A 24,250-nucleotide genomic window follows, 5' to 3' on the forward strand; every position below is an offset into this window, starting at 1 on the left:
AAATCCCGGCCGCTGTGTCATTCTTCTGGAAAAACGCGGTTCATCCGCGTAAGATCGCCGCGAGACCCGGAAAACCGGGCGGCAAGAGGCAGAGCAGCGGTAAATCCATGACGGAAATGGTCTATGGCACCGCGCCCGCGCGGGGTGGCGATCCGGTCCTTCCCCGGTGGTGGCGCACAGTCGACAAGTGGACGATGTCCGCGATCCTGTTGCTCTTCGGCATCGGCCTGCTGCTCGGGCTTGCCGCCTCGCCGCCGCTGGCCGCACGCAACGGGCTTGCCTCCTTCCACTATGTCGAGCGGCAGGTATTCTTCGGCGGGCTCGCTATCGTGGCCATGCTCTTCACGTCGATGATGTCGCCGGCGCTGGTGCGCCGCCTTGCCGTCATCGCCTTTCTCCTGGCGCTGATCTCGCTCGCACTGCTGCCCTTCCTCGGAACCGATTTCGGCAAGGGCGCGGTGCGCTGGTACTCGCTGGGATTTGCGTCCATCCAGCCGTCCGAGTTCCTCAAGCCCGCCTTCGTGGTCACCGCCGCCTGGATGATGGCCGCGAGCCACGAGATTGGCGGACCGCCGGGCAAGACGCTCTCCTTCGGCCTTGTCTGCATCATCGTCGGCCTGCTGGCCATGCAGCCCGATTTCGGCCAGGCCGCGCTGACGCTCTTCGCCTGGGGGGTGATGTATTTCGTTGCCGGCGCGCCGATCGTGCTGCTTGTCGGCATCGCCGGCGGGGTCGTCGGGCTTGGCGTCTTCGCCTACAACGCCTCGGATCACTTCGCCCGCCGCATCGATGGCTTTCTGACCCCCGAACTCGACCCGCGCACCCAGCTCGGCTATGCCACCAACGCGATTCAGGAAGGCGGATTCTTCGGCGTCGGCGTGGGCGAGGGCCAGGTGAAATGGTCGCTGCCGGATGCCCACACCGATTTCATCATCGCGGTGGCGGCGGAGGAATACGGCCTCGTCCTCGTCCTCGCCATCATCCTGCTCTATTCGATCGTCGTGCTGCGCTCGCTCTACCGTCTCACCCGCGAGCGCGACCCGTTCATCCGCCTTGCCGGCACCGGGCTCGCCTGCATGTTCGGCGTGCAGGCGATGATCAACATGGGCGTGGCGGTGCGCCTGCTGCCGGCAAAGGGCATGACGCTGCCCTTCGTTTCCTATGGCGGCTCTTCGCTGATCGCCGGAGGGATCGCCGTCGGCATGCTGCTCGCCTTCACGCGCAGCCGCCCGCAGGGCGAGATCGCCGACATCTTCCAGCGCAGGGGGCATTGATGGCGACGCCGACGCTGCCCCTGGCCATCATCGCCGCCGGCGGCACTGGCGGCCACATGTTCCCGGCCCAGGCGCTGGCCGAGGCTTTGCTGGCCCGCGGCTGGCGCGTGCGGCTCTCGACCGACGCGCGCGGCGCGCGCTATGCCGGCGGTTTCCCGGAGGCGGTGGAGATCCAGCAGGTCGCCTCCGCCACGTTTGCCCGCGGCGGCGCGCTCGCCAGAGCGCTGGTGCCGTTCCGCATCCTCGGTGGCATCGCCGGCGCGATGATCCGCATGCTTTTCAACCGGCCGTCCATCGTCGTCGGCTTCGGTGGCTACCCGACCATCCCGGCGATGTCGGCGGCCTGGATCCTGCGCGTCCCGCGGATGATCCACGAGCAGAACGGCGTGCTGGGCAGGACCAACCGGATCTTTTCGAAGCGGGTGGACAGGGTCGCGTGCGGCACCTGGCCCACCGACCTGCCCGACGGCGTCGAGGGCGTGCCCTCCGGCAACCCGGTGCGCGGCGCGGTGATGGAGCGCGCCGGTGCGGGCTACATCCCGCCCGGCGACTACCCGATGTCGCTGGTGGTCATTGGCGGCAGCCAGGGCGCGCGGATCCTCTCCGACGTCGTGCCGCCTGCCATCGCCGCCCTGCCGATGGAGATGCTCGCCCGGCTCCGCGTCGCTCACCAGGCGCGCGGCGAAGACGAAGAGCGTGTCGCCACCTATTACGCCGAGCACGCCATCGACGCCGAGGTCGAACCCTTCTTCACCGACATTCCGCGCCGCCTCTCGGAGGCGCAGCTTGTGATCTCGCGCGCTGGCGCCTCCTCGGTCGCTGATATCTCGGTCATCGGCCGGCCGTCGATCCTGGTGCCCTATGCGGTCGCTGCGGGCGACCACCAGACCGCCAATGCGCGGGGGCTCGCGCAGGCCGAGGCGGCCGTGGTGATCCCGGAATCACAGCTTGATGTCGAGACGCTTTCGGAGCAGATACGCGCGATCCTGGAAAACCCCGAGGCCGCGTCCCGGATGGCGCGAAACGCGCTGGCCGAGGGGCGTCCGGACGCAACCGAGAAACTGGTCGAGATGGTCGAAGAACTGTCCGGCGTGACCCCGAGGCCCGAAGGAGAGCAGCGATGATGGACGGGAGCACGATGATGAACGCGGTGACCAAGCTTCCCACCGATGTGGGACCGATCCATTTCGTCGGCATCGGTGGCATCGGCATGTCCGGCATCGCCGAGGTGCTGCTGACCCATGGCTACTCCGTACAGGGCTCCGACCTGAAGGAGTCGAAGATCACCGAGCGCCTCAAGAGCCTCGGCGCGCGGATCTTCATCGGCCAGCAGGAGGACAATCTCGAGGGCGCCGAAGTCGTTGTCATCTCCTCTGCCATCAAGCCGGGCAACCCGGAACTCGATGGCGCCCGCGCCCGCGGCCTGCCGGTGGTGCGCCGCGCGGAGATGCTGGCCGAACTCATGCGCCTCAAGTCCAACGTCGCGATCGCCGGCACCCACGGCAAGACCACGACGACGACCATGGTCGCCACCCTTCTCGATGCCGGCGGCATCGACCCCACGGTCATCAACGGCGGCATCATCCACGCCTATGGCTCCAACGCGAGGGCGGGGCAGGGCGAGTGGATGGTCGTCGAGGCCGACGAGAGCGACGGCACGTTCAACCGCCTGCCCGCCACCATCGCCATCATCACCAATATCGACCCCGAGCACATGGAGCACTGGGGCACGATCGAGGCGCTCCGCCAGGGCTTTAAGACCTTTGTCGAGAACATCCCCTTCTACGGTCTCGCGATCTGCTGCACCGACCATCCCGAGGTGCAGGCGCTGGTCGGCCGGATCACCGATCGCCGCGTCGTCACCTATGGCTTCAACGCCCAGGCCGATGTGCGCGCGGTGAACCTCACCTACAAGGCCGGCGTGGCGCATTTCGACATCGTCCTGCGGAACGACGAGATGGTGATCGAGGGCTGCACCCTTCCAATGCCGGGGGACCATAACGTGTCCAACGCACTTGCCGCCGTGGCCGTAGCGCGCCATCTCGGCATGAAGGCCGACGAGATCCGCGACGCGCTGGCGGGTTTCGGCGGCGTGAACCGTCGATTCACGAAGGTCGGCGAAGTGAACGGCGTGACCATCATCGACGATTACGGCCACCACCCGGTGGAGATCGCCGCGGTTCTAAAGGCGGCGCGCCAGGCGTCGGAGGGCCGGGTGATCGCGGTGCACCAGCCGCACCGCTATTCGCGCCTGCACAATCTCTTCGACGATTTCTGCTCCTGCTTCAACGAGGCGGACGTGGTGGCCATCGCCGAGGTCTTTGCCGCCGGTGAAGAGCCGATCGAAGGAGCCGATCGCGACAGCCTCGTGGCCGGCCTCATCCGCCACGGCCACCGCCACGCCCGCGCGCTGCTCTCCGAGGACGATCTCGAGCGGCTCGTGCGCGAACAGACGCAGCCGGGCGATATGGTGGTCTGCCTCGGCGCAGGCACGATCAGTGCCTGGGCCAATGCCCTGCCGGAGCGCCTGAGGGGATGACCAACGCTGCCACTCTCGCAGGCTGGCCCGGGTAGAGTCGCGATGAACGTTCTGGTCCTCGGATGTCTCTGGGTGCTGGTCGGAACGGCCACCGCCCTGATGCCGATGCGCTACCAGTATCTGCCGGGTTTCCTCTTGTTGCTCAGCGCGCCTGTCCTGATCTGGAAGATCGGTGTGGCCTATGGCTGGCTGCCGCTGCTTCTCGTGACGGCGGCCTTTGCCTCGATGTTCCGCAAGCCCCTGCGCGCGCTCGCGCTGTGGGCGCTCGGAGGCCGCGGGGAGTCGGGCCCGTGACTCTCTCGCTCGTCCTTGCCTGCCTCTGGGTCGTCGCGGCGACCGTGATGGCGTTGATTCCCTCGCGGCGCAATCATTGGCCACAGGCCTATGCCCTCATCGCCACCGGCATCCCGCTCCTCGGCTATGTCACCTACCAGAACGGGCCGGTCGTGGGCCTTCTGGTCTTTCTCGCCGGTGCCTCGATCCTGCGCTGGCCGCTGATCCATCTCTGGCGGTGGGTCCGGCGGAGGGTCTGAGAGCGGAAGGGCGATGCGAAACGTGCCTTTCACGGCGGGCGGTTCCGGCCTATGACGCCCGGGCCGCTACGACGAGCCGGAGCGATGGACTCCACAGGACTTTCCCGCTGGCGCATCCTCTTCTATGCGCTGCTGACATCGCTGACGGCGTTGAGCATCGACGCGCTTTTACCCGGGTTGCAGATCATCGGTGCCACGATGGCGCCCGCGCCGCCGCTGTCGACGCAGCATGTGATCTCGCTCTTCATCTTCGGAATGGCCTTTGGCGAGCTTCTGATCGGACCGCTCGCCGATGCGCTCGGCCGGAAGAGGGCGCTGGCGCTCGGCATCGGTATCTACGGGCTCGGCACGCTGATCGCGCTGTCGGCGGGACGGCTGGAGGTCCTGATCGCCGGGCGCATCATCCAGGGCATCGGCGTGGCGGGACCAAAGATCGCGACCCGCGCAATGATCCGCGACCAGTTCGAAGGCGCGGTGATGGCGCGGGTCATGTCCTTCATGTTCACGCTCTTCATCCTTGTCCCGATGGCCGCTCCGATGCTCGGGCAGGCCCTTATTGCGCTCGGCGGCTGGCGGGCGATCTTCGTTCTCTATCTCGTCATGGCCACCTTGCTTGGCCTGGCAATGGTCCTGAAACACCCCGAGACGCTGCCGCCGGAGCGGCGAATCCCATTTCGCCCGAAGCTCATATGGCTCAACTGCCTGCGCATCGGATCGGACCGCCGTGTCGGGCTCCTGATCGTGGCGACCGGGCTCGTCTTCGGCGCGCAGCTTCTCTATCTCAGCACGGCCGCGCAGCTCTTCGATGACGGTTTCGGGATCAGGGAGAGCTTTCCGCTCTGGTTCGCCATCCTCGCCTCCGGCATCGGGATCGCATCCTATGTGAACGGCAGGCTGGTGCGCCGGGCTGGCATGGAGAGGATGATCCGCCCGGCCTTCCTCGGCCTCGCGGCGTCGGGGTTCCTCCTTCTCTGCGAGACCTGGGTCTCGGGCGGACCGCCGCCATTCGCCGTCTTCATGGGGTTGGGGTTCCTGGCCTTCTTTTCGATCGGCGTCCTGTTTGGCAACATGAACGCGCTGGCCATGCTCACGCTCGGCGAGGTGGCCGGATATGGCGCCTCGCTGATCGCGTCGGGATCGAGCCTCGTCGCGACGGTCTTTGCCATCGCCCTTGGGGCTTTCTACGACGGCAGCACGCTGAGCCTTTCCGCCGGATTTCTTGCTGCCGGCCTGGGGGCGGCGGCGCTCACCCGGCTGGCGCTTGACCGCGCCGCCACGCCGATTGCCGCGGTGAGATAGAGCCCGCGCTGGCACCTTACTTGGGTGTGACCTTCGCAGCATAGGAATGGCTGACGATCTTGCCATCGTCGACGAAATAGGTCTCCGCTGCATAGTCGTAGACATTGTCGGGAGACTCCGCGTGCCAGACGACAAATCCGGTGTCGTTTCCGATCATGATCGTCTCGGTCTCCATCGAGATCCCGTCCTGCGAGAACTCGGCGACCAGGGGCTCAAGGAACTCCCGGATTTCCGCCGGCCCGGTGAAGACACGCGCCGGCGTGACAACTTCCGCATCGTCGCTGTAGGTCGCGAGCAGGGCATCTATGTCGAGGGCGCCGAAGGCACGGAGATGGGTCCTCACCACATCCTACGTCGCCCTGTCGTCCGATGCGGCATAGAGCGTCGTCGACGCGACGGCCAGGGCCGTAGCGGCACGCATCGGAATCCTCGTCACACTTTCCTCCTGCGGAAGCTCGGGTCGCGCACCCGACATCCACCATGCTACCGTGAGCGGGGTGACGTAACGGCAATTTCAACGAATCCTGATCACTCCGGTCCGGCGCCCTTTGATCGCGCGAAGGGCCTCGCGCGCATGTCCGACCGCCCGCTGCCCCTCGACACCCGCACCTCGCCTCCGCTATCAGGCAGCCTCGGACCCCAGCGAGGAGGCTACCAATGGCCACGCCCGATCAGATCGAGATCCGCGGCACGCTCACGCCCGACCGCCCGCTCGACAGCCTTACCTGGCTGCGCGTCGGCGGCCCGGCCGACTGGCTCTTCCAGCCCGCCGACCGAGACGACCTCGGCCATTTTCTCGCAGAGCTCGATCCCGAGATTCCTGTCTTCCCGATGGGCGTCGGCTCCAACCTCATCGTGCGCGACGGCGGCATCCGCGGCGTCGTGATCCGGCTCGGGCGCGGCTTCAATGCAATCGACTGCAACGCGGGCGAGATCACCGCCGGCGCCGCCGCGCTCGACGCCCATGTCGCGCGCAAGGCTGCCGAGGCAGGGCTTGATCTCACCTTCCTGCGTACCATCCCCGGCGCGATTGGCGGGGCGGTGCGGATGAATGCCGGCTGCTACGGCTCCTATGTCGCCGACCACCTGATCGAGGCCGAGGCGGTCGCCCGCGACGGCTCCGTGCTCCGGCTTACGCCCGAGACGCTTGAGTTCGCGTATCGCTCAACGTGCCTGCCGCCGGGCTGTGTCATTACTTCTGCCCGCTTCCGCGCTGCGCCCGGAGATCCGGACGAACTCGCAGAGAAGATGCAGCACCAGCTTGCCCGCCGCGACGCCACGCAGCCGACCAGGGACCGCACCGCCGGCTCCACTTTCCGGAACCCGGTCGGCTACAGTTCCACCGGCGCGGCCGACGACACGCATGAACTCAAGGCCTGGAAGGTGATCGACGACGCCGGGATGCGCGGTGCCCGGCGCGGCGGCGCCCAGATGTCCGAAAAGCACTCGAATTTCCTCGTGAACGCCGGAAATGCGACCGCCGCGGACCTCGAGGGACTGGGCGAGGAGGTCAGGAAAAAGGTTTACCAAATCAGCGGAATAGAGCTAGAGTGGGAAATCATGAGGGTCGGTGAACCGGCTCCGCAATGATGCCGGCTCCAACATGCCGGCCAAATGGGCAGTGAACTCCCGCAACGAGCGGATTTCACGTGAATAATTGGGCCGAAGGCCCGGATCGAGGCGGGAATGTCGAGCAGGGCATCCCCGAAAGTGGCGGTCCTCCTCGGAGGGCCCTCGGCGGAACGCGAGGTTTCGCTGTCGACGGGGCGTGAATGCGCCGCCGCTTTGCGGGGCGAGGGATATGACGTGGTGGAGCTGGACGCGGGTCCGGACCTCGCGCAGCGCCTTGCAGACCTGCGGCCGGATGTCGCCTTCAACGCGCTGCACGGTCGCTGGGGCGAGGATGGCTGCGTGCAGGGCCTGCTTGAATGGCTGCGCATCCCCTACACCCATTCCGGGGTTCTTACCTCTGCGCTGGCGCTCGACAAGCAGCGCACGAAGGAGGCCTACAGGGCCGCCGGTCTGCCGGTGGTCGAGAGCCGGCTTGCCTGTGCCGCCGAGGTGCGCGCGCGCCACGTCATGGCGCCGCCCTATGTCGTGAAGCCAAACAACGAAGGCTCCTCGGTCGGTGTCTACCTCGTCCACGAGGCCGCCAACGGCCCGCCGCAGCTCGCCGACGACATGCCCGAGGTGGTCATGGTGGAGAAATTCGCTCCGGGCCGCGAGCTGACTACCACGGTCATGGGTGACCGCGCCCTGACCGTCACCGACATTCTCACCGACGGCTGGTACGACTACGACGCGAAATACAAGCCTGGCGGCTCGCGCCACGTCTGCCCGGCAGACCTTCCGAAGGACGTCTTCGACGCCTGCCTCGACTATGCGCTCCGCGCCCATGACGCGCTCGGCTGCCGCGGCCTCTCGCGCACCGATTTCCGCTGGGACGAGGCAAGCGGGCTCGACGGGCTGATCCTGCTCGAGACCAATACCCAGCCGGGCATGACGCCGACCTCGCTCTCTCCGGAACAGGCCGCCGCCTGCGGGATCTCGTTCGGTGCGCTGTGCCGCTGGCTTGTGGAGGATGCCTCATGCAACCGGTGACGCAGCCAGCGCACGATCCGGCGCCCTCGCGCCTCTCCTACCGGATCCACCGCTGGTGGCTGACTCCGTTCTACCGCCGCATCATGCGGATCGGCCTGCCGCTGGTGCTGATCGCCGGCGGCGCCGGCTGGTATGCTTCCGATCCCGCCCGCGTGGAACAGATCACCGACGCCGTGAGCGAGGCCCGAGAAGCCTTCGAGGAACGCCCCGAATTCATGGTCCAGCTGATGTCCATCGAGGGCGCTGCGCCGGAACTGGCCGAGGCGGTGCGCGCGGAACTGGCGCTGCGTCTGCCGATGTCGAGCTTCGAAATGGACCTGGGCGCCATGCGCGCGACGGTCGAGCGGTTCAATGCGGTGGAGAGTGCAAGGCTGCGCCTGCGCCCCGGCGGCGTGCTGGCCGTCGAGATCACCGAACGCGTCCCGGCCATCCTCTGGCGCAGCGCCGGCGGGCTCAGCCTGCTCGACGCCGAGGGCCACATGGTTGCCGGCGCCTCGCTGCGCGCCGACTGGCCCGACCTGCCGATTGTGGCCGGTGCGGGCGCCGAACGGGCGATCCCCGAGGCGCTCGAACTCTTTGCTGCCGCGGCACCCCTCAAGGACCGCCTGCGCGGGCTCGTGCGCATGGGCGAGCGGCGTTGGGACGTCGTTCTAGATCGCGATCAGCGCCTGTTGCTGCCCGAGGACGGGCCGGTCGCGGCGCTGGAGCGTCTGATCGCGCTCGACAAGGGCCGCGACATGCTCACGCGCGACATCACCATCGTCGATTTCCGAAGCCCGCGCCGTCCCACGGTGCGGCTCAACAGCAACGCGGTCCATGAGTTGCGGAACGTAAGAGACCAGGCGTCCGGAGGTTTTTCCCAATGACGGAGCTGTATCAGACACAGCGTGCGATGCGGCGGATGCGCCGGCAGGCCATGGAACGCGGCGTGATCGCGATCCTCGATGTCGGCACATCGAAGATCGGCTGCCTCGTGCTGCGCTTCGACGGCTCGGACCGGTTTCTCGGCCGGGATGGAGTCGGCTCGCTGGCCGGCCAGTCGAGCTTCCGGGTAATCGGCGCGGCGACCACTCGGTCGCGCGGCGTGGCCTTCGGCGAGATCGACGCCATGGGTGAGACTGAACGCGCGATCCGCACTGCCGTGCAGGCGGCACAGAAGATGGCCAATGTCCGCGTCGACCATGTCATCGCGTGCATGGCCGGGGCGCGGCCGAGGAGCTACGGGCTCGAGGGCCGCATCGAGCTTGCCGACAGCGTGGTCAGCGAGAACGATGTTGCCCGCGTGCTCGCGGCCTGCGACGTGCCCGATTACGGCCGCGACCGAGAGGTGCTGCACGCCCAGCCGGTCAATTTCGCCATCGACCACCGCTCCGGCCTATCAGATCCGCGTGGCCAGATGGGCAATTCCCTGGCCGTCGACATGCATCTGCTGACGGTCGACACCTCCGCAATCCAGAACCTGCTCTATTGCATCAAGCGCTGCGACCTCGAACTCGCCGGCCTCGCATCCTCCGCCTATGTCTCGGGCATCTCGGCGCTGGTCGAGGACGAGCAGGAACTTGGCGCGGCATGCCTCGATTTCGGCGGCGGCGCGACCGGGCTCTCGATCTTCATCAAGAAGCACATGATCTACTCCGACTCGGTACGGATCGGCGGCGATCACATCACCCAGGACATCTCCAAGGGGCTGAAGGTGCCGCTCAATGTCGCCGAGAGGATCAAGACCTTCTATGGCGGGGTCATGGCCACCGGCATGGACGACCGCGAGATGATCGAGATCGGCGGCGACACGGGCGACTGGGAACGCGACCGCCGCACGGTGAGCCGCGCCGAGCTGATCGGCATCATGCGCCCCAGGGTCGAGGAGATCCTCGAGGAGGTGCGCCTGCGGCTCGACGGCGCGGGGTTCGACCACCTGCCGGCGCAGCAGATCGTGCTCACCGGCGGCGGCAGCCAGATCCCCGGGCTCGACGGGCTGGCGACGCGCATTCTCGGCCAGCAGGTCCGCCTCGGCCGGCCGCTGCGCGTCCAGGGCCTGCCGCAGGCGGCGACCGGGCCGGCCTTTGCCTCGGCCGTCGGGCTCTGCCTCTTCGCCGCGCATCCGCAGGACGAGTGGTGGGATTTCGACACACCGGCCGAGAGCTATCCGGCGCGGTCGCTGAAACGCGCGGTGAAGTGGTTCCGCGACAACTGGTGAGATCTGGCGGGGCGCGGCTGTTCGCGCGGCGCGCGTGCTCCACGCGCGATACGGTCCTTCGGACCGTGCCTGCGGCGGGGTATTTCGCGAGCAGGAGAAGGCGGGGCGTGTGCGCTTGAACCGCCGGCGATGCGGAATGGCATCCGCCCCTTTGCAGCGCGTCGCCGCTTGCCTATAAGGGGCGGCGGGGCGAGCAGCGGGAAGAATGGACGACAGAATGCCGGTTTACGAATACAAGGTGGTGCCCGCCCCAGAGAAGGGGCGCAAGGGGAAGGGCGTGAAGGGACCGCGGGAGCGGTTCGCCAATGCGCTCGAATTTCTGATGAACGAGCTCGGCGCCCAGGGCTGGGACTATGTCCGCGCCGACACGTTGCCCTGCGAGGAGCGCTCCGGACTCACCGGCACGACCACGACCTACCAGAACATGCTGGTCTTCCGCCGCGAACGTGCGGAGCAGGTGGCAGTTCCTGCGCCGCGCCCGCAGCAACAGATGCTGCCCGCACCGGCCCCGGTCGCTGCCCCGGCGGTCGAAGCGCCCGCCGTCCATCCGGCGGCACCGGCGCCCGCCGCCCCTCCGGCCAAGCCCGGGCCTGCCAGCGACGCGCCGCCGCCGCTCAGCGTCACCGAATTGCCCGCCGCCTTTCATCCTCCAGAAGAGAGTTCCACGCCTCCTGCGCCTCGGCTGACGCCGATACCGCAGCCGACCTCGCCGAAGGATGCCGCGGCCGCCGCCGCCGCCGCGGCGCTCACCGCCTATCGCGAGTCGAGTTCGAACGCGCCGAAGCTTGGTCCGGCGCCTGTCCGGTCTCCCGCGCGCGACGCGTCGTCCGACTGAACCCTCAGGGCGCGAGGTCGAGCGACAGCGCGTGGATCCGGCCAACAAGGTCAGACCCGAGAGAGGCATGCACCGCACGGTGGCGGGCCACCCGGCTCAGACCGTCGAACTCCGCCGAGCGCAGCATGACGTGGAAATGGGTCTCGCCGCCCTCCCGGAAGCCCGAATGACCGCGATGCTTCTCGCTCTCGTCGATCACCTCGATCGCGCTCGGCGAAAAGCGCTCGGTGAGTTTCTGCGTGATCTCCTCGGTGACGGTCATTTTTCCTCTCACCCCCTGTTCGAATCCCCTCCCGGCAGATTAAACTCCTGCGTCCGAGTCGGAAAGAACCCGGACTCCGAGCAGTTCTTGAAGGAAAGGATCCTGCGCCATGGTCAAACCAGATCCCTTCGGCTTCGATATCCGCGTCAAGAGCGACAAGAAAAAGCGGTCCCGCGGCAAGCGTGGCATGTCTGGCGCCTTCGAGACCTCGCAGCGCGTGTGCGAGCATCCCGGCTGCGAGGAGGCGGGAAAGTATCGCGCGCCGAAATCGCCCGACACGCTCGATGACTATTTCTGGTTCTGCAAGGACCATGTCCGCGAATACAACCTGAAATGGAACTTCTTCGACGGCACGACCGAGGAGGATCTGCAGGGGCAGATCGACCGGGACCGGGTCTGGGAGCGCGAGACAAAGCCCTTCAGGCAGTCGGCCGAGGAGCGCGCATGGGCGCGGCTCGGCATCGATGACGCACATCAGGTTCTGGGGGAGAACGCCACCCGCAACCCGGGCAAGGGCAATGGCGGCGGCCGCCGGCTGCCCCCGACCGAGCGAAAGGCGCTGGAGATCCTCGATGCCAAGGACCATTGGTCCAAGGCGGAACTGCGAAAGGCCTACAAGGGGCTGATCAAGGTGCTGCACCCGGACATGAACGGCGGCGACCGGTCCGACGAGGACAGGCTTCAGGAGGTCGTCTGGGCCTGGGACCAGATCAAGGACAGTCGCAACTTCAAGTAGACGAGACCGGGGGCGGTCCGCGGCGCGGCAGTGGGCCGATCGTGGTCAGCCGCCGACTAGGACCGTCGGCACGCCCACGATCACCGTGCCGCCATGCATGGTGGTATCTCCCATGCGCACCTGCATGCGATTGCCGACGAGCACGGTCGCCGATCCCTTGGCCGTGGCGTCCGGCACGCAGCAGCAGACGGCCATGTTCCCCGGCGCCGGTGCCGCCGGCATGCCCGAGATCAGCACGGTCGGAACGCCCGGCGGCAGGATCGGGCCGCCGACATGCGGGCAGGGGGCCGGCGCAACCAGCGGGCAGACATGCATATGCGTGATCGTGGAAGCTGGCTGACCCATTCCTTGCCTTTCGGGCGGCTTCTATGGCGGCAAGTCTAGCCGGGCGAAGCCGATCCGTCGAGGGTTTCAAGCGCCGGTGCCGGGGGAGGCTGGGCGAGTATCCGTATACTTACTTGTATCTCAGGTAGCGATGTCCTACATCCCAACCATGACCGAAATCGAGTTGAAGTTCGTCCTCGACGAAGACGGCGTGCGCAGGTTGAAGGGGCGGATGAAGGCGCTCGGGCTGAACCGGCACGCGCCCCGGACGCGGTCCCTCCATAGCATCTATTATGACACCGCCGATCACGCCCTGCGCCGGGCCGGAATCGCGCTGCGCCTGCGCAAGGACGGGCGGCGCTGGGTCCAGACAGTGAAGGCAGGGGCGACGATCAATGGCGGATTGCTCCGGGCACGCGAGGTGGAGACCCCGGCGGCCGGCGGGCGGCTGGACCTGATGAACATCCCCGTGCAGGCGGTCCGGGCCGAGGTCGAGGAGGCGATTGGCGGGGCCGAGCTGTCGCCGGTCTGCGAGACCCGGATGAAGCGCGCGGCCAGCCTGCTGGAACTGGACGGCGGCGCCCGGGTGGAGCTTTCCATCGATACGGGCGAGATCGTTGCCGGCGGGCTCAGCGAGCCTTTCAGCGAGGCCGAACTGGAGCTTTTCGAGGGCGACCTGGATGCGCTCTACGACCTGACGCAGACGCTGTTTCCCGAGGGAGGTCTGCATCTTTCCACGATAGCGAAATCGACGCGCGGCTATATGCTGGCCGAAACCGGCCGGATCGAGACCGATCCGCAGCCGCGCACCGCGCGCGAAGTCCCGCTCGACGACGAGATGACCTCCGAGATCGCCGCGCGCGACGTGCTGCGCGAATGTTTCGAGCAGATCGCGGCCAATGTCGACGTGGTGCTGTCGACCGATGCGCCCGAGGGGCCGCACCAACTCCGGATCGGGCTGCGCCGCCTGCGCGCCGCCTTCGGGATCTTTCGGCCGGTGATCGGCCATCCGGAGATGGCGCGCCTCAACACGGCGGCCAGGGAGGTCGGTGCCCGGGTGGGCGCGCTGCGCGATCTCGACGTGGTGATTGCCGACATCATTGCCCCCGAGTTCGAGGCACATCCGCACGAGCAGGGCTTCGCGGCGCTGCGCGCGGCGATCGAAGCGCGGCGCGAGACGGTGCGCGCGACGCTTCGCGACTACCTGCGCTCCGCCGAGGTGCAGAGCTTCCAGATCGACCTTGCACGTTTCATCGAGACGCGGCGCTGGCTGACGCCGGAGGATTTCGAGCAGACCGCGCGCCTGGCGCGACCGATCCGGAGCCACGCCGACAACGCGCTCGCCAAGCGCTGGAAATCCTGCGTTAAGCATGCGCGCGGGATCGACCACCTGACGGTCGGCGAGCGTCACGAATTGAGAAAGGAGCTGAAGAAGCTCCGCTACTCGATCGAGTTTCTCGGTCCGCTCTATTCGCCCAAGAAAGTTGCACGCTTCGTCAAGAGGTTGAAGAAGCTCCAGACCATCTTCGGGGATCTCAACGACCTTGCGATGGCCGAGCATCTTCTGTGCCAGGCCGACAGCCCAGGTGCACAGGATGCCGACGCGCAGCGCGCGGTGGGCCGGTTGCTCGGCGCGCGCTCGGCGACGGCGGAAAGCGCCTGGTCACATGCCAAGGCGCTCTGGCACGGCGTTGTCGAGACGGGGCCGTTCTGGACGTAGGGCCCCGCGACCCTTCCGGGGGGCGGCCCCTTGCGAATCCCGCACGCATCCCCGATTACGGGACGAAGGCCACATCCGTAGCGAGGATCGGGAGATGACCAAGAGCGACAACCCGGCCGATCCCTTCAAGAAGGCGCTGTCCGAGGCCGCCCGCGTGATCGCCGACGACCCAGAGATGGGTGTCGTCTTCACCGTGGACCCGCCGGGTCTTACCAATGACCAGATGCGGCTGCCGCAGGTGAGCCGGCGGATGACGCGCGACGAGGTTCTGCTGGCGCGCGGCACGGCGGATGCGCTGGCCCTGAAGCGGCGCTACCACGATGCGGGCGTCCACCAGCGCTACCTGCCAGCGGGCCAGATGGCGATCGAGCTCTACGAGGCGATGGAGACGGCGCGCTGTGAATCGGTTGGCGCGCGTGTGATGCCGGGCACGGCGAGCAACATCGACAGCAAGATCGAGACCGAGGCGCGCCGCAAGGGCTATGGCCAGATCACCAAGGCCAGCGAGGCGCCGCTGGCGGTGGCCGCGGGCTACATGATCCGGCAACTGGCGACCGGCCGCGAGCTTCCCGAAGGGGCGCAGAACGTGCTCGATCTCTGGCGCGAGCATCTCGAGGGCTCGGCGATGGAGACGCTGCCGAAGCTGGATGCCTGCCTTGAGGACCAGGCCGCCTTCGCGCGCTTCGCACGGCAGGTGATCGAGGACCTAGGCTATGGCGACCAGCTCGGCGACGATCCCGACGAGCTCGACGACGAGGAGCAGCCCGACGAGGCCGAGGAGGAGCCCGACGAGCCGGAGAGCACGGGTGACGAGGACGAGGAGGGGCGGGAAGACGACAGTTCGCCCGAACAGGACCAGGAAGCGACGGACGACCCCAGCGAGGCCGAGGTCTCGATGGACGACTCGGCCGACGAGCAGATGGGCGACGAGGCGGAGATGCCCGAGGGCGAGGCGCCGCTCGAACCGCCCGCACCGGCGCCGGTCTCCGAGGCCGATCCGAATTACGAGGTCTTTGCCACCGAGTTCGACGAGATCATCGAGGCGACCGAGCTGGCCGAACCGGCCGAGCTGGAGCGGCTCCGGGATTATCTCGACAAGCAGCTCGAGCCGCTCAAGGGCGCGGTCTCCCGGCTTGCCAACAAGTTGCAGCGGCGGCTCCAGGCGCAACAGAACCGGAGCTGGGAATTCGACCTCGAAGAGGGGATTCTCGACGCCGGCAGGCTGGCCCGGGTGGTGGCCAATCCGACAACGCCGCTCTCCTTCAAGATCGAGAAGGACACCGAGTTCCGCGATACGGTGGTCACCCTGCTGCTCGACAATTCCGGTTCGATGCGCGGCCGGCCGATCTCGATCGCGGCGATCTGTGCCGACGTGCTGGCGCGGACGCTGGAACGCTGCGCGGTGAAGGTCGAGATCCTCGGCTTCACGACACGCGCCTGGAAGGGCGGGCAGAGCCGCGAGAAATGGTTGAAGGAAGGCCGGATGCAGGTTCCCGGCCGACTGAACGACCTGCGCCACATCATCTACAAGTCGGCCGACGCGCCCTGGAGACGGTCGCGCGACAATCTCGGTCTGATGATGAAAGAGGGGCTGCTGAAGGAGAATATCGACGGCGAGGCGTTGGAATGGGCGCATAAGCGGATGGTCGTCCGCCCCGAGGCGCGCAAGATCCTGATGGTGATCTCCGATGGCGCGCCGGTGGACGATTCCACGCTCTCGGTGAACCCGGCGAACTATCTCGAAAAGCACCTGCGCGACGTGATCGCGATGATCGAGAAGCGCCGGCAGGTCGAACTGATCGCCATCGGCATCGGCCATGACGTGACGCGCTACTATGACCGGGCGGTGACGATCACCGATGTCGAACAGCTCGCCGGCGCGATCACCGAGCAGCTCGCGTCGCTCTTCGACAACGATCCGCGGGCGCGGGCGCGCTTTGCGGGGATGCGCAAGGCCGGTTGACGGGATGATCCTGCGGAAAGTGCCTCCCGCCGAGGGAATTGGGGACGGAAGAGAGGGCCGGCCGGGATCGGTTCGGCAAAGGATGGGCCATGTGTCAGTCGTTTGATGTCACCAGCCGGCCGGCGGATGGGCCGCCCCGCCTGGCCGCCCTGCGCGCACGGATGGCCGAGGCCGGTCTGGAAGGGTTCTTGGTGCCGCGCGCGGATGCCCATCAGGGGGAATATGTCGCGCCCCATGACTCGCGGCTGGCCTGGCTGACCGGGTTCACCGGCTCGGCTGGGAGCTGCGCGGTGCTGCCCGGTATCGCGGGCGTCTTTGTGGACGGGCGTTATCGCGTTCAGGTGCGTGTGCAAGTCGATCTCGACCATTTCACGCCGGTGGACTGGCCGAAGGTGCAATTGGCCGACTGGCTGGCCGAGCACCTGCCGGAGGGCGGGCGCGTCGGGTTCGACCCCTGGCTGCATTCGCTTGCTGAGATCGAGGCGCTAAGGGACGCGGGCCTGACCCTCGTGGCCTCGGCCAATCTCGTCGACGCGATCTGGGAGGACCAGCCGGCGCCGCCGATGGGCGCGATCCGCGTTCATCCGCTGGAGGTTGCCGGGGAACCGCAGGAAGAGAAGCGGGCGCGGCTGGGCCGGGCGCTGGCGGAGCGCGGCGAGCGGGCGGCGGTGCTGACGCTGCCCGACAGCATCGCCTGGCTCTTGAACATCCGCGGCAGCGACATCCCGCGCAACCCGGTGCCGCATGCCTTTGCCATCCTGCACGATGACGGGTCCGTGGACCTGTTCTGCGCGGCGGAAAAGCTTTCGGAGCCGGTTCGGGCGCATCTCGGTGACGAGGTGCGGATTGCCGCGTCGGAAGCGTTCGGACCGGCCCTCGCGGCGCTCGACGGACCGGTGCGGCTTGACCGGGAGAGCGCGCCCGTTTGGGTGGCCGACCGGCTGGGCGAGACCGATCTCCGGTTCGGGAGCGATCCCTGCCTGCTGCCCAAGGCGCGCAAGAACGCGGCCGAGATAAGCGGCATGGAGGCGGCGCATCTGCGCGACGCGGCCGCCATGTGCCGTTTCCTGTGCTGGATCGATGCCGCGGCGCCGACGGGCGAGCTGACCGAGATCGACGTGGTGCGACGCCTCGAGGACGAGCGGCGGCGCGAGGCGGGGCTGCGCGACATCAGCTTCGAGACGATAGCTGGGGCAGGGCCGAACGGGGCGATCGTGCATTACCGCGTGACCGATGCGACCAACCGGCCGGTCCGCCCGGGCGAACTCCTGCTCGTCGATTCGGGCGGCCAATACGAGGACGGGACGACGGATATCACCCGCACCGTCGCAACCGGCCCGGTCGGTGACGAAGAACGCGCCGCCTTCACGCGCGTGCTTCAGGGGATGATCGCGATCTCGACTCTGCGCTGGCCGAGCGGCCTCGCGGGGCGGGATATCGACGCGCTGGCCCGTGCGCCGCTCTGGCGGGCAGGGATGGACTATGATCACGGCACCGGGCACGGCGTCGGGGCCTATCTCTCGGTTCACGAGGGGCCGCAGCGAATCTCGCGCATATCGGCGGTGCCGCTCGAGCCCGGCATGGTGCTCTCCAACGAGCCCGGCTATTACCGCGAGGGCGCCTTCGGCATCCGCATCGAGAACCTTCTGCACGTCATCGAGGCACCGGCGCTCGCGGGTGCGGATGACCGGGCGATGCTCGCCTTTGCGACGCTGACATGGGTGCCGATCGACCGGCGATTGGTCGATGCGGACGCGCTCACACCGTTCGAGCGGACCTGGCTGGACGCCTATCACGCGGAATGCCGGGCACGCGTCTCGCCCCGGCTCGAAAGCGACGCCGCGGCGTGGCTGGACGCGGCGACGGCACCACTGTAGAGTCGCACGCTAACATTCATCATTCATGCAAATGTAACATTCCCCGCCCATAGGGGGCGGAAGGGGTCAAGGGGGCCGTCATGGTAGAGCATATCAAGATCCGCAAGGCGGAGGGTACCTGGGTCGTGCGCGCTGGCGGCGCGGTCTTGGGGGAGAGCGTGAATGCGCTCGAGCTGTCGGAAGGCGAGATGTCGCCGGTGATCTATTTCCCGCGCGAGGACATCGCCATGGCGTTCCTCGAGGCCAGCGACCAGGTGAGCCATTCCCCGCACAAGGGGGACGCGCGCTTCTACTCGATCCACACCAAGAGCCGCGAGTTGAAGAACGCCGCCTGGTCCTATGAAGCGCCGCTCGACGTGGTGCAGCGTATCAAGGATCATGTCGCCTTCTATGCCGATGGTGGAGACGTGGCGATCGAGCGGGTGTAACCGCCGCGCCGGGAGACCGGGGGCGGCGGGCGAGCGGACTTGCGCTGGCGCTCGGCGCAGCGATGGCCGGCATCCGAGGACGCCCGACTTCTTTCGAGAAGAGTGCGCCCGCCTACTGGTTGGGCGTCAGCCTTCCAGGAGCGCCTGGGCCGCGGCGCGCGCCTCTTCGGTGACGGTGTCGCCTGCCAGCATCCGGGCAAGCTCGTCGATCCGGGCGGCGCGGTCGAGCGCGGTGACGCGGGAGAGCGTGGTCTCGCCGGCGATCTGCTTGTCGACCCGCCAGTGATGCCGGCCGAGCGCGGCGACCTGCGGCGAATGGGTGACGACGAGGACCTGCGCGCCCTCCGCGAGCCGCTGCAACCGCCGTCCGACGGCATCGGCGGTCGCGCCACCCACGCCGCGGTCGATCTCGTCGAAGATCATCGTGACGCCCTTCGCCTCCCCCATCAGGCAGACCTTCAACGCCAGCAGGAACCGCGAGAGTTCGCCGCCCGATGCGATCCGGTTGAGTGGGCCGGCCGGGGCACCGGGGTTCGGAGCGATGGTAAAACTGACATTGTCCTGCCCTTCGGCACCGGGGGCTGTCGCTTCGATACAGGTCGTGAAGACGGCCCGCTCCATCTTCAGCGGCGCGAGTTCGGCCGCCACGGCGCCATCGAGCCGCATCGCGGCGGCGTGCCGCGTCTGGCTCAGCGCGTCGCAAGCCGCCAGATGCGCCGCCTCCGCCTCGCGCGCGTCCGTCTCGCGCGCCGCGAGCCCTCCGGACCCCGCCTCGAGCAGGTCCAGCGCGTCGCGGAACTCCTCCGCCTTGTCCGGCAGCTCGTCCGGCTGCACCTTGTGCTTGCGGGCAAGATCGCGCAACGCGAAGAGCCGTTCGGTGATCCGTTCGAGCTCGTTTGGGTCCAAGGCCAGCGCGTCGAGGCAATCGGTCACCTGCTGCTCTGCCTCGCCCAGTGCTTCGAGCGCCCGGCCGAGCGCCTCGCTCGCACCGTCGAGCCGGCCGTCGACGCCCGCCGCCGCTCCGTCGAGCCAGCGCAACGCGTCCGAGACGAGCCCTTCGGCGCCGTCGCCCGAGATCGCGGCATGGGCCCGGACGATATCCTCGCGCACCCGCTCGGCCGTCTGCATCAGGCGCCGGCGTGCGTCGAGCGCCGCCTCTTCGCCGGGCTCCGGCGCCAGGCGCTCGAGCTCTTCGGCGGCGTGGCGCAGGAAATCCTCCTCCGCACGCAACGCCTCTTGCCGCGCCCGCGCGTCTTCGAGCGCGCTCCGCGCCTCCTGCCGGGTCCGCCAGGCAGCGCGCACGGCCTCGAGCTGACCAGCCGCGCCGGCGAACTCGTCCAGCAGCTCCCGGTGCCCCCGCGGGTTGAGCAGCCCTCGGTCGTCGTGTTGCCCGTGCAACTCGACCAGCGTCGCCGAGACCTGCCGCAGCACCTCGCCCGAGCATCGGCGGTCGTTGATCCATGCGGTCTTGCGCCCCTCGGCGGTATTGATCCGCCGCAGGATCAACTCGTCCTCTTCGGGGAGGCCTGCCTCGCGCAGCACGTCGCGGGCGGGATGCTCTGGCGGCAGGTCGAACCAGGCAACCACCTCGCCCTGCGCCGCGCCCGCCCGCACCAACTCCGCGCGGCCGCGCCATCCGAGCACGAATCCGAGCGAATCCAGCAGGATCGACTTTCCCGCACCGGTTTCGCCGGTCAACACGTTGAGGCCCGGCTGGAAGACGAGTTCCAGCCGGTCGATGATCAGCACGTCACGGATTTCGAGCCCGCGCAGCATCGGCTCACCCCATTCTCGCTGGCGCCTTTCTAGACCGATTTTCCGGCAGAACACCAGTCGCCGCCGCCCGCAGCCGGTTTCTTCTGCTTGAAAATTTCCCCGCCGGAGGCACGCGCCGTCCGGCGCTCGCGGCCGGTCAGAGCCACTGGCCCTTGATCATCTGGCGATGCACCTGGCGCAGCCAGCTGTCGCCCTTGGCCTGTGCCTGCAGGCCGTTCTTGACCAGAAGCTGGTAGCTGTCCTGATACCAGACCGTGGACTGGAAGTTATAGGCAAGAATCGCGCCGGCGGTCTGCGCCTCGTCGACCAGTCCGAGGGAGAGATAGGCCTCGACCAGCCGGTGCAGGGCTTCGGCCGTATGCGTCGTCGTCTGGAAATCCTCGACCACGACGCGGAAACGGTTGATTGCCGCTGTGTAGTGCTGACCGCTCAGATAGAAGCGACCGATCTCCATCTCCTTGGCGGCAAGATGGTCGAAGGCAAGGTCGAATTTCAGGATCGCCGAGCGGGCATACTCGCTGTCGGGATAGGTTTCGATCACTGTGCGCAGCGCCTGCAACGCCTGGTAGGTCAGGCCCTGGTCGCGGCCGACCTCGTCGATCTGGTCGTAATAGCTGAGCGCCAGAAGATATTGCGCATAGGCCGCGTCCTCGTCGGCAGGGTAGAAGTCGATATAGCGCTGCGCCGAGGCGCGGCTGTTCTCGTAATCGTGGTCCTGGTGATAGGAGAAGGCCTGCATGATCAGCGCCCGCTTGGCCCATTCCGAGTAGGGATAGAGCCGCTCGATCTCGCCGAAGAGCTCGGCCGCATCGTCCGGGTCGCCATTCTCGAGGTCGTATTCGGCGCGCTGATAGATCTGCTCGGCGGTGAATGTCTCCAGCGGAACGCCACGGCTCGCATTGACGCCCTTGCGGTTGCCGCAATCGGCGAGCAGCACCACCACGGCCAGAGCAGCGACCAGTCGGATCGTTATCCCACGCACCGCCATGTCCTGTTTCCCCTGCAAACTTCCAGCTCTTCGACCGGCCTCAAGGCCGACAGTCGCCTTCCTCTAGCACAGAAAAATCCGGTGCAAAATGTCTCCGCACCGGATTTCCTCAGCAAGATCACGGATGTTGTCAGGCGACCGCGGCCATATCCAGCTGGCTCACACCGACGCCGGGCAGGTGCCGCCGGGTCTCGGGGCTGCAGAGCACCCATTCGGCGGCGCCGGGCTCGGAAAAAAGCGCCCGGAGTGCCATGTTGGTCAGCGTGTGGCCGGCGCGGAAGCCGGTATAGCGGCCGATAATCGGGCCGCCTGCCAGCGCGAGGTCGCCAAGCGCGTCCAGCATCTTGTGGCGCACCGGTTCGTCGGCATGCCGCAACCCGCCGGGATTGAGCACCCTGGCGCCGTCGACCACGACGGCATTGTCCATCGAGCCGCCGAGCGCCAGCCCGTTGGCGCGCATCGCCTGGATATCCGCGAGGCGGCAGAAGGTGCGGCTGTCGCAGAGCTCGCGCACGAAGGCACCGTTGGCTAGGGTCAGCCGCTGCTGCTGGTGACCGATCGCGGCGTCGTCGAAATCGATCTCGAAGGCGATCTCCAGCCCGTCATGCGGTTCGATCCGCGCCCAGCCCATGCCGGCGCGGACCTCGATCGGCTTGAGGACCTTGAGCACGCGCAGGGGCGCGTCGAGCCGCCGCACGCCGGCTTTCAGGATTTCCCGCACGAAGGGCGCGGCGCTGCCATCGAGAATTGGCAGTTCGGGGCCGGATACCTCGACGAGGACATTGTGCACGCCGGTGCCGGCGAGCGCGGCCATCAGGTGTTCGATTGTCGACAGCGTGACGCCGTCGTGATTCACCAACTGCGTGCAAAGTGGAACATGAACGGTCGCGTCCCACCGGGCGGGCAGCAGCGGATCGCCCTCGACGGCGTCCGTGCGCCGGAAGACGATGCCGTGATCCGCAGGGGCCGGCACCAGTGTGACACGGGCCGGGCGACCGGAATGGAGACCTTCGCCTGTGAGGGTCACCGCGCTGTTGAGCGTTGTCTGCACGTTGAATTCTTTCTGTTGGCGGGATCGCACCTTCCCGCATCCTGCACATACGGGGGCGCTCTCACGGGCTCAATTCAAAGATTGTAACCATGTGAAACATTGCCCGGCCGCAATGAGCAGAACCCCGCCGATAGCGCGATCAGGGGGGCTAATGCCTTAGCCTTAATAATAAAAAGGCCGGCAAAAGCCGGCCTTTCTTTGGTGCTGTGAAGAAAGATGTCAGTTGGCCTGACGGCGCAGGAACGCCGGAATCTCGATCCGCTCCTGTTCGGCATCCATCTCCGGCTCGTCCTCGTAGCTCTCGATCGGACGCGAAGTCTGCTGGCGCAGCTGCGGCGGTTGCTGGCGCGAGGGCTGGGCCGGGCGCTCGTGGGTCTCGCCCGTGCCGGACATCCGGTGGATCAGGTTGCCGATGCCGAAGCTGCGCTTCTCGGTCGCCGGAGCCTGGGCCGCCGGCGCGGTCTCGGTCTTCGGCGCGGCCCTGCTGACGGCGGCCTGGAGCCTCTGGATCGCTTCGGGGCTCGGCGTGCCGGCGCGGCGCGGTTGCGGTGCCACATATTCTTCGGCTGTCTCTTCGATGGCATCGACCAGTGGCAGCGGTTCGCTCGCGGCCGGCTGGTAGGCCGGGGGCGGCAGGTCGTCGGCGAGTTCGACGCTCTCCGTCTCCTCTGCGGCGGCCGGCTGGAAGCCGGGGAAGAGCGACGGCTCTTCGGTCTCGGCGGCCGGTTCGTCCACATGCGACTTGGCGACGATCTGTTCCATCATGTCGGGCGCTGCCGGTGCCGGGGCGGCCTTCTCGGCGATCTCGCCGACGGCGCGCAGGGTGCGGGCCGGGCGCGGGATCTCGTGCGGCACGCCCGAGGCGTCGATGCCGGTGGCGACGACGGAGACGCGCATCCGGCCTTCCATATCGGTGTCGAGCGTCGAGCCGACGATGATGTTGGCCTCCGGGTCGACCTCCTCGCGGATGCGGTTGGCCGCCTCGTCGAGCTCGAAGAGCGTCAGGTCGTAGCCGCCGGTGATGTTGATAAGAACGCCCTTGGCGCCCTTGAGCGAGATCTCGTCCAGCAGCGGGTTGGCAATGGCCTTCTCGGCGGCTTGGATGGCGCGGTCCTCGCCGTCGCTCTCGCCGGTGCCCATCATCGCTTTGCCCATCTCGTCCATCACCGAGCGCACGTCGGCAAAGTCGAGGTTGATGAGGCCCGGCCGAACCATCAGGTCGGTCACGCCCTTGACGCCCTGATAAAGAACGTCATCGGCCATCGAGAAAGCCTCGGTGAACGTCGTCTTCTCGTTGGCAAGCCGGAACAGGTTCTGGTTGGGAATGATGATGAGGGTGTCGACGACCTTCTGCAGCGCCTCGACGCCTTCCTCGGCCTGGCGCATCCGCTTGGCGCCTTCGAACTGGAAGGGCTTGGTGACGACGCCGACGGTCAGCACACCGAGCTCGCGCGCAGCCTGGGCGATGATCGGCGCGGCGCCGGTGCCGGTGCCGCCGCCCATCCCGGCGGTGATGAAGCACATATGTGCCCCGGCGAGGTGATCGACGATCTCCTCGATTGTTTCCTCGGCGGCGGCCGCGCCGACCGCGGGGCGGGCGCCGGCACCAAGACCTTCGGTGACCTTCACGCCCATCTGGATCCGGTTCTCGGCATGGCTCTGCTGGAGCGCCTGCGCATCGGTATTGGCGGTGACGAATTCGACACCTTCGAGATTCTTCTCGATCATGTTGTTGACGGCGTTGCCGCCTGCGCCGCCAACACCGAACACGGTGATGCGCGGCTTCAGTTCGTCCTGCTCCTGGGGGATGCCGAGGTTCAAAGCCATTTTCACTCCGCCTGATTGCG

Annotated in this window: 23 protein-coding genes; 16 read left to right on the forward strand and 7 right to left on the reverse strand. The window is 67.5% G+C overall.

Annotation, left to right across the window (positions count from 1 at the left end):
• Window positions 1–107 precede the first annotated feature (107 nt).
• The 6 genes from ftsW (at window position 108) to EU800_RS19345 (ending at window position 5,645) form a co-directional block, all read left to right on the forward strand.
• Complete coding sequence (gene ftsW, locus EU800_RS19320) at window positions 108–1,274, forward strand: putative lipid II flippase FtsW (RefSeq protein WP_129634798.1); 1,167 nt, start codon at window positions 108–110, stop codon at window positions 1,272–1,274.
• A complete protein-coding gene (locus EU800_RS19325) occupies window positions 1,274–2,398 on the forward strand; it encodes a glycosyltransferase (protein ID WP_129634800.1) in 1,125 nt (374 codons plus the stop codon). The genes ftsW and EU800_RS19325 overlap by 1 nt, the downstream gene beginning before the upstream one ends.
• Before the next feature lie 17 nt (window positions 2,399–2,415).
• Complete coding sequence (gene murC, locus EU800_RS19330; RefSeq protein WP_129634849.1) at window positions 2,416–3,813, forward strand: UDP-N-acetylmuramate--L-alanine ligase; 1,398 nt, start codon at window positions 2,416–2,418, stop codon at window positions 3,811–3,813.
• A 42-nt stretch (window positions 3,814–3,855) separates the two neighbouring features.
• Entirely contained in the window at window positions 3,856–4,107 is a 252-nt protein-coding gene (locus tag EU800_RS19335) for a DUF2484 family protein (protein ID WP_129634802.1), read from the forward strand.
• The gene (locus EU800_RS19340; RefSeq protein ID WP_129634804.1) at window positions 4,104–4,346 is read left to right on the forward strand and encodes a DUF2484 family protein; all 243 of its coding nucleotides are present in this window, start codon (window positions 4,104–4,106) and stop codon (window positions 4,344–4,346) included. The genes EU800_RS19335 and EU800_RS19340 overlap by 4 nt, the downstream gene beginning before the upstream one ends.
• An 84-nt stretch (window positions 4,347–4,430) precedes the next feature.
• On the forward strand, window positions 4,431–5,645 hold the full coding sequence (locus tag EU800_RS19345; protein ID WP_129634806.1) for an MFS transporter: 1,215 nt from the start codon (window positions 4,431–4,433) through the stop codon (window positions 5,643–5,645).
• A gap of 16 nt (window positions 5,646–5,661) precedes the next feature.
• Here EU800_RS19345 and EU800_RS19350 read toward each other — a convergent pair whose 3' ends face one another.
• Window positions 5,662–5,988: a nuclear transport factor 2 family protein gene (locus EU800_RS19350; protein WP_165354745.1), complete on the reverse strand. Its 327-nt coding sequence runs from the start codon at window positions 5,986–5,988 to the stop codon at window positions 5,662–5,664.
• A gap of 314 nt (window positions 5,989–6,302) precedes the next feature.
• Between EU800_RS19350 and murB the strand changes: the two genes are divergently transcribed.
• From murB to EU800_RS19375, 5 genes are all read left to right on the forward strand, one after another.
• Window positions 6,303–7,235, forward strand: a complete 933-nt coding sequence (murB, locus tag EU800_RS19355; RefSeq protein ID WP_129634810.1) for a UDP-N-acetylmuramate dehydrogenase — start codon at window positions 6,303–6,305, stop codon at window positions 7,233–7,235.
• Between the two features lie 96 nt (window positions 7,236–7,331).
• Complete coding sequence (locus EU800_RS19360; protein ID WP_129634812.1) at window positions 7,332–8,246, forward strand: D-alanine--D-alanine ligase; 915 nt, start codon at window positions 7,332–7,334, stop codon at window positions 8,244–8,246.
• The gene (locus tag EU800_RS19365; RefSeq protein ID WP_129634814.1) at window positions 8,234–9,112 is read left to right on the forward strand and encodes a cell division protein FtsQ/DivIB; all 879 of its coding nucleotides are present in this window, start codon (window positions 8,234–8,236) and stop codon (window positions 9,110–9,112) included. Before EU800_RS19360 ends, EU800_RS19365 begins: the two co-directional genes overlap by 13 nt.
• Window positions 9,109–10,443 (forward strand): cell division protein FtsA, encoded by a 1,335-nt coding sequence (ftsA, locus tag EU800_RS19370; protein ID WP_129634816.1) that lies wholly within the window; start codon window positions 9,109–9,111, stop codon window positions 10,441–10,443. Before EU800_RS19365 ends, ftsA begins: the two co-directional genes overlap by 4 nt.
• Before the next feature lie 205 nt (window positions 10,444–10,648).
• The gene (locus EU800_RS19375) at window positions 10,649–11,278 is read left to right on the forward strand and encodes a DUF4177 domain-containing protein (RefSeq protein ID WP_371685647.1); all 630 of its coding nucleotides are present in this window, start codon (window positions 10,649–10,651) and stop codon (window positions 11,276–11,278) included.
• A 4-nt stretch (window positions 11,279–11,282) separates the two neighbouring features.
• Here EU800_RS19375 and EU800_RS19380 read toward each other — a convergent pair whose 3' ends face one another.
• Complete coding sequence (locus EU800_RS19380) at window positions 11,283–11,540, reverse strand: BolA family transcriptional regulator (protein ID WP_129634818.1); 258 nt, start codon at window positions 11,538–11,540, stop codon at window positions 11,283–11,285.
• A gap of 109 nt (window positions 11,541–11,649) precedes the next feature.
• Between EU800_RS19380 and EU800_RS19385 the strand changes: the two genes are divergently transcribed.
• Window positions 11,650–12,276 (forward strand): J domain-containing protein, encoded by a 627-nt coding sequence (locus tag EU800_RS19385; protein ID WP_129634820.1) that lies wholly within the window; start codon window positions 11,650–11,652, stop codon window positions 12,274–12,276.
• Window positions 12,277–12,321: 45 nt separating this feature from the next.
• Here the strand turns inward: EU800_RS19385 and EU800_RS19390 are convergent, their stop codons facing one another.
• Complete coding sequence (locus EU800_RS19390; RefSeq protein WP_129634822.1) at window positions 12,322–12,621, reverse strand: PAAR domain-containing protein; 300 nt, start codon at window positions 12,619–12,621, stop codon at window positions 12,322–12,324.
• A 130-nt stretch (window positions 12,622–12,751) separates the two neighbouring features.
• Here EU800_RS19390 and EU800_RS19395 point away from each other — a divergent pair, with 130 nt between their 5' ends.
• The 4 genes from EU800_RS19395 to EU800_RS19410 all read left to right on the forward strand — a co-directional run bounded on the left by EU800_RS19395 (window position 12,752) and on the right by EU800_RS19410 (window position 18,588).
• On the forward strand, window positions 12,752–14,320 hold the full coding sequence (locus EU800_RS19395; RefSeq protein WP_207209943.1) for a CYTH and CHAD domain-containing protein: 1,569 nt from the start codon (window positions 12,752–12,754) through the stop codon (window positions 14,318–14,320).
• Between the two features lie 94 nt (window positions 14,321–14,414).
• A complete protein-coding gene (gene cobT / locus EU800_RS19400; protein WP_129634824.1) occupies window positions 14,415–16,283 on the forward strand; it encodes a cobaltochelatase subunit CobT in 1,869 nt (622 codons plus the stop codon).
• An 89-nt stretch (window positions 16,284–16,372) separates the two neighbouring features.
• Window positions 16,373–18,160, forward strand: coding sequence for an aminopeptidase P family protein (locus EU800_RS19405; RefSeq protein WP_129634825.1), 1,788 nt, complete (start codon window positions 16,373–16,375; stop codon window positions 18,158–18,160).
• 80 nt (window positions 18,161–18,240) lie between these two features.
• Window positions 18,241–18,588 (forward strand): DUF427 domain-containing protein, encoded by a 348-nt coding sequence (locus EU800_RS19410; RefSeq protein WP_129634827.1) that lies wholly within the window; start codon window positions 18,241–18,243, stop codon window positions 18,586–18,588.
• A gap of 126 nt (window positions 18,589–18,714) precedes the next feature.
• On the opposite strand, the gene recN is transcribed toward EU800_RS19410, so the two are convergent.
• The 4 genes from recN to ftsZ form a co-directional block, all read right to left on the reverse strand.
• Window positions 18,715–20,364: a DNA repair protein RecN gene (gene recN / locus EU800_RS19415; protein WP_129634829.1), complete on the reverse strand. Its 1,650-nt coding sequence runs from the start codon at window positions 20,362–20,364 to the stop codon at window positions 18,715–18,717.
• A 136-nt stretch (window positions 20,365–20,500) separates the two neighbouring features.
• A complete protein-coding gene (locus tag EU800_RS19420) occupies window positions 20,501–21,352 on the reverse strand; it encodes an outer membrane protein assembly factor BamD (RefSeq protein ID WP_129634831.1) in 852 nt (283 codons plus the stop codon).
• A gap of 130 nt (window positions 21,353–21,482) precedes the next feature.
• On the reverse strand, window positions 21,483–22,403 hold the full coding sequence (gene lpxC, locus EU800_RS19425) for a UDP-3-O-acyl-N-acetylglucosamine deacetylase (RefSeq protein WP_129634855.1): 921 nt from the start codon (window positions 22,401–22,403) through the stop codon (window positions 21,483–21,485).
• Window positions 22,404–22,622: 219 nt separating this feature from the next.
• Window positions 22,623–24,230, reverse strand: a complete 1,608-nt coding sequence (gene ftsZ / locus EU800_RS19430; protein ID WP_129634833.1) for a cell division protein FtsZ — start codon at window positions 24,228–24,230, stop codon at window positions 22,623–22,625.
• Between the last annotated feature and the right edge of the window lie 20 nt (window positions 24,231–24,250).

It is taken from the genome of Tropicimonas sp. IMCC6043 (assembly GCF_004146235.1).
Taxonomy (GTDB): domain Bacteria; phylum Pseudomonadota; class Alphaproteobacteria; order Rhodobacterales; family Rhodobacteraceae; genus Tropicimonas.

What these genes read in the sequence shown, in the direction of transcription:
- EU800_RS19390 (WP_129634822.1), bottom strand. Translation starts at nt 12,621, where the DNA reads ATGGGTCAGCCAGCTTCCACGATCACGCATATGCATGTCTGCCCGCTG.
- cobT (WP_129634824.1), top strand. Translation starts at nt 14,415, where the DNA reads ATGACCAAGAGCGACAACCCGGCCGATCCCTTCAAGAAGGCGCTGTCC.
- EU800_RS19395 (WP_207209943.1), top strand. Translation starts at nt 12,752, where the DNA reads ATGTCCTACATCCCAACCATGACCGAAATCGAGTTGAAGTTCGTCCTC.
- ftsW (WP_129634798.1), top strand. Translation starts at nt 108, where the DNA reads ATGACGGAAATGGTCTATGGCACCGCGCCCGCGCGGGGTGGCGATCCG.
- ftsA (WP_129634816.1), top strand. Translation starts at nt 9,109, where the DNA reads ATGACGGAGCTGTATCAGACACAGCGTGCGATGCGGCGGATGCGCCGG.
- EU800_RS19360 (WP_129634812.1), top strand. Translation starts at nt 7,332, where the DNA reads ATGTCGAGCAGGGCATCCCCGAAAGTGGCGGTCCTCCTCGGAGGGCCC.
- EU800_RS19325 (WP_129634800.1), top strand. Translation starts at nt 1,274, where the DNA reads ATGGCGACGCCGACGCTGCCCCTGGCCATCATCGCCGCCGGCGGCACT.
- murB (WP_129634810.1), top strand. Translation starts at nt 6,303, where the DNA reads ATGGCCACGCCCGATCAGATCGAGATCCGCGGCACGCTCACGCCCGAC.
- EU800_RS19375 (WP_371685647.1), top strand. Translation starts at nt 10,649, where the DNA reads ATGGACGACAGAATGCCGGTTTACGAATACAAGGTGGTGCCCGCCCCA.
- ftsZ (WP_129634833.1), bottom strand. Translation starts at nt 24,230, where the DNA reads ATGGCTTTGAACCTCGGCATCCCCCAGGAGCAGGACGAACTGAAGCCG.
- EU800_RS19345 (WP_129634806.1), top strand. Translation starts at nt 4,431, where the DNA reads ATGGACTCCACAGGACTTTCCCGCTGGCGCATCCTCTTCTATGCGCTG.
- EU800_RS19385 (WP_129634820.1), top strand. Translation starts at nt 11,650, where the DNA reads ATGGTCAAACCAGATCCCTTCGGCTTCGATATCCGCGTCAAGAGCGAC.
- EU800_RS19335 (WP_129634802.1), top strand. Translation starts at nt 3,856, where the DNA reads ATGAACGTTCTGGTCCTCGGATGTCTCTGGGTGCTGGTCGGAACGGCC.
- EU800_RS19420 (WP_129634831.1), bottom strand. Translation starts at nt 21,352, where the DNA reads ATGGCGGTGCGTGGGATAACGATCCGACTGGTCGCTGCTCTGGCCGTG.
- murC (WP_129634849.1), top strand. Translation starts at nt 2,416, where the DNA reads ATGAACGCGGTGACCAAGCTTCCCACCGATGTGGGACCGATCCATTTC.
- EU800_RS19405 (WP_129634825.1), top strand. Translation starts at nt 16,373, where the DNA reads ATGTGTCAGTCGTTTGATGTCACCAGCCGGCCGGCGGATGGGCCGCCC.
- EU800_RS19380 (WP_129634818.1), bottom strand. Translation starts at nt 11,540, where the DNA reads ATGACCGTCACCGAGGAGATCACGCAGAAACTCACCGAGCGCTTTTCG.
- EU800_RS19365 (WP_129634814.1), top strand. Translation starts at nt 8,234, where the DNA reads ATGCAACCGGTGACGCAGCCAGCGCACGATCCGGCGCCCTCGCGCCTC.
- recN (WP_129634829.1), bottom strand. Translation starts at nt 20,364, where the DNA reads ATGCTGCGCGGGCTCGAAATCCGTGACGTGCTGATCATCGACCGGCTG.
- EU800_RS19410 (WP_129634827.1), top strand. Translation starts at nt 18,241, where the DNA reads ATGGTAGAGCATATCAAGATCCGCAAGGCGGAGGGTACCTGGGTCGTG.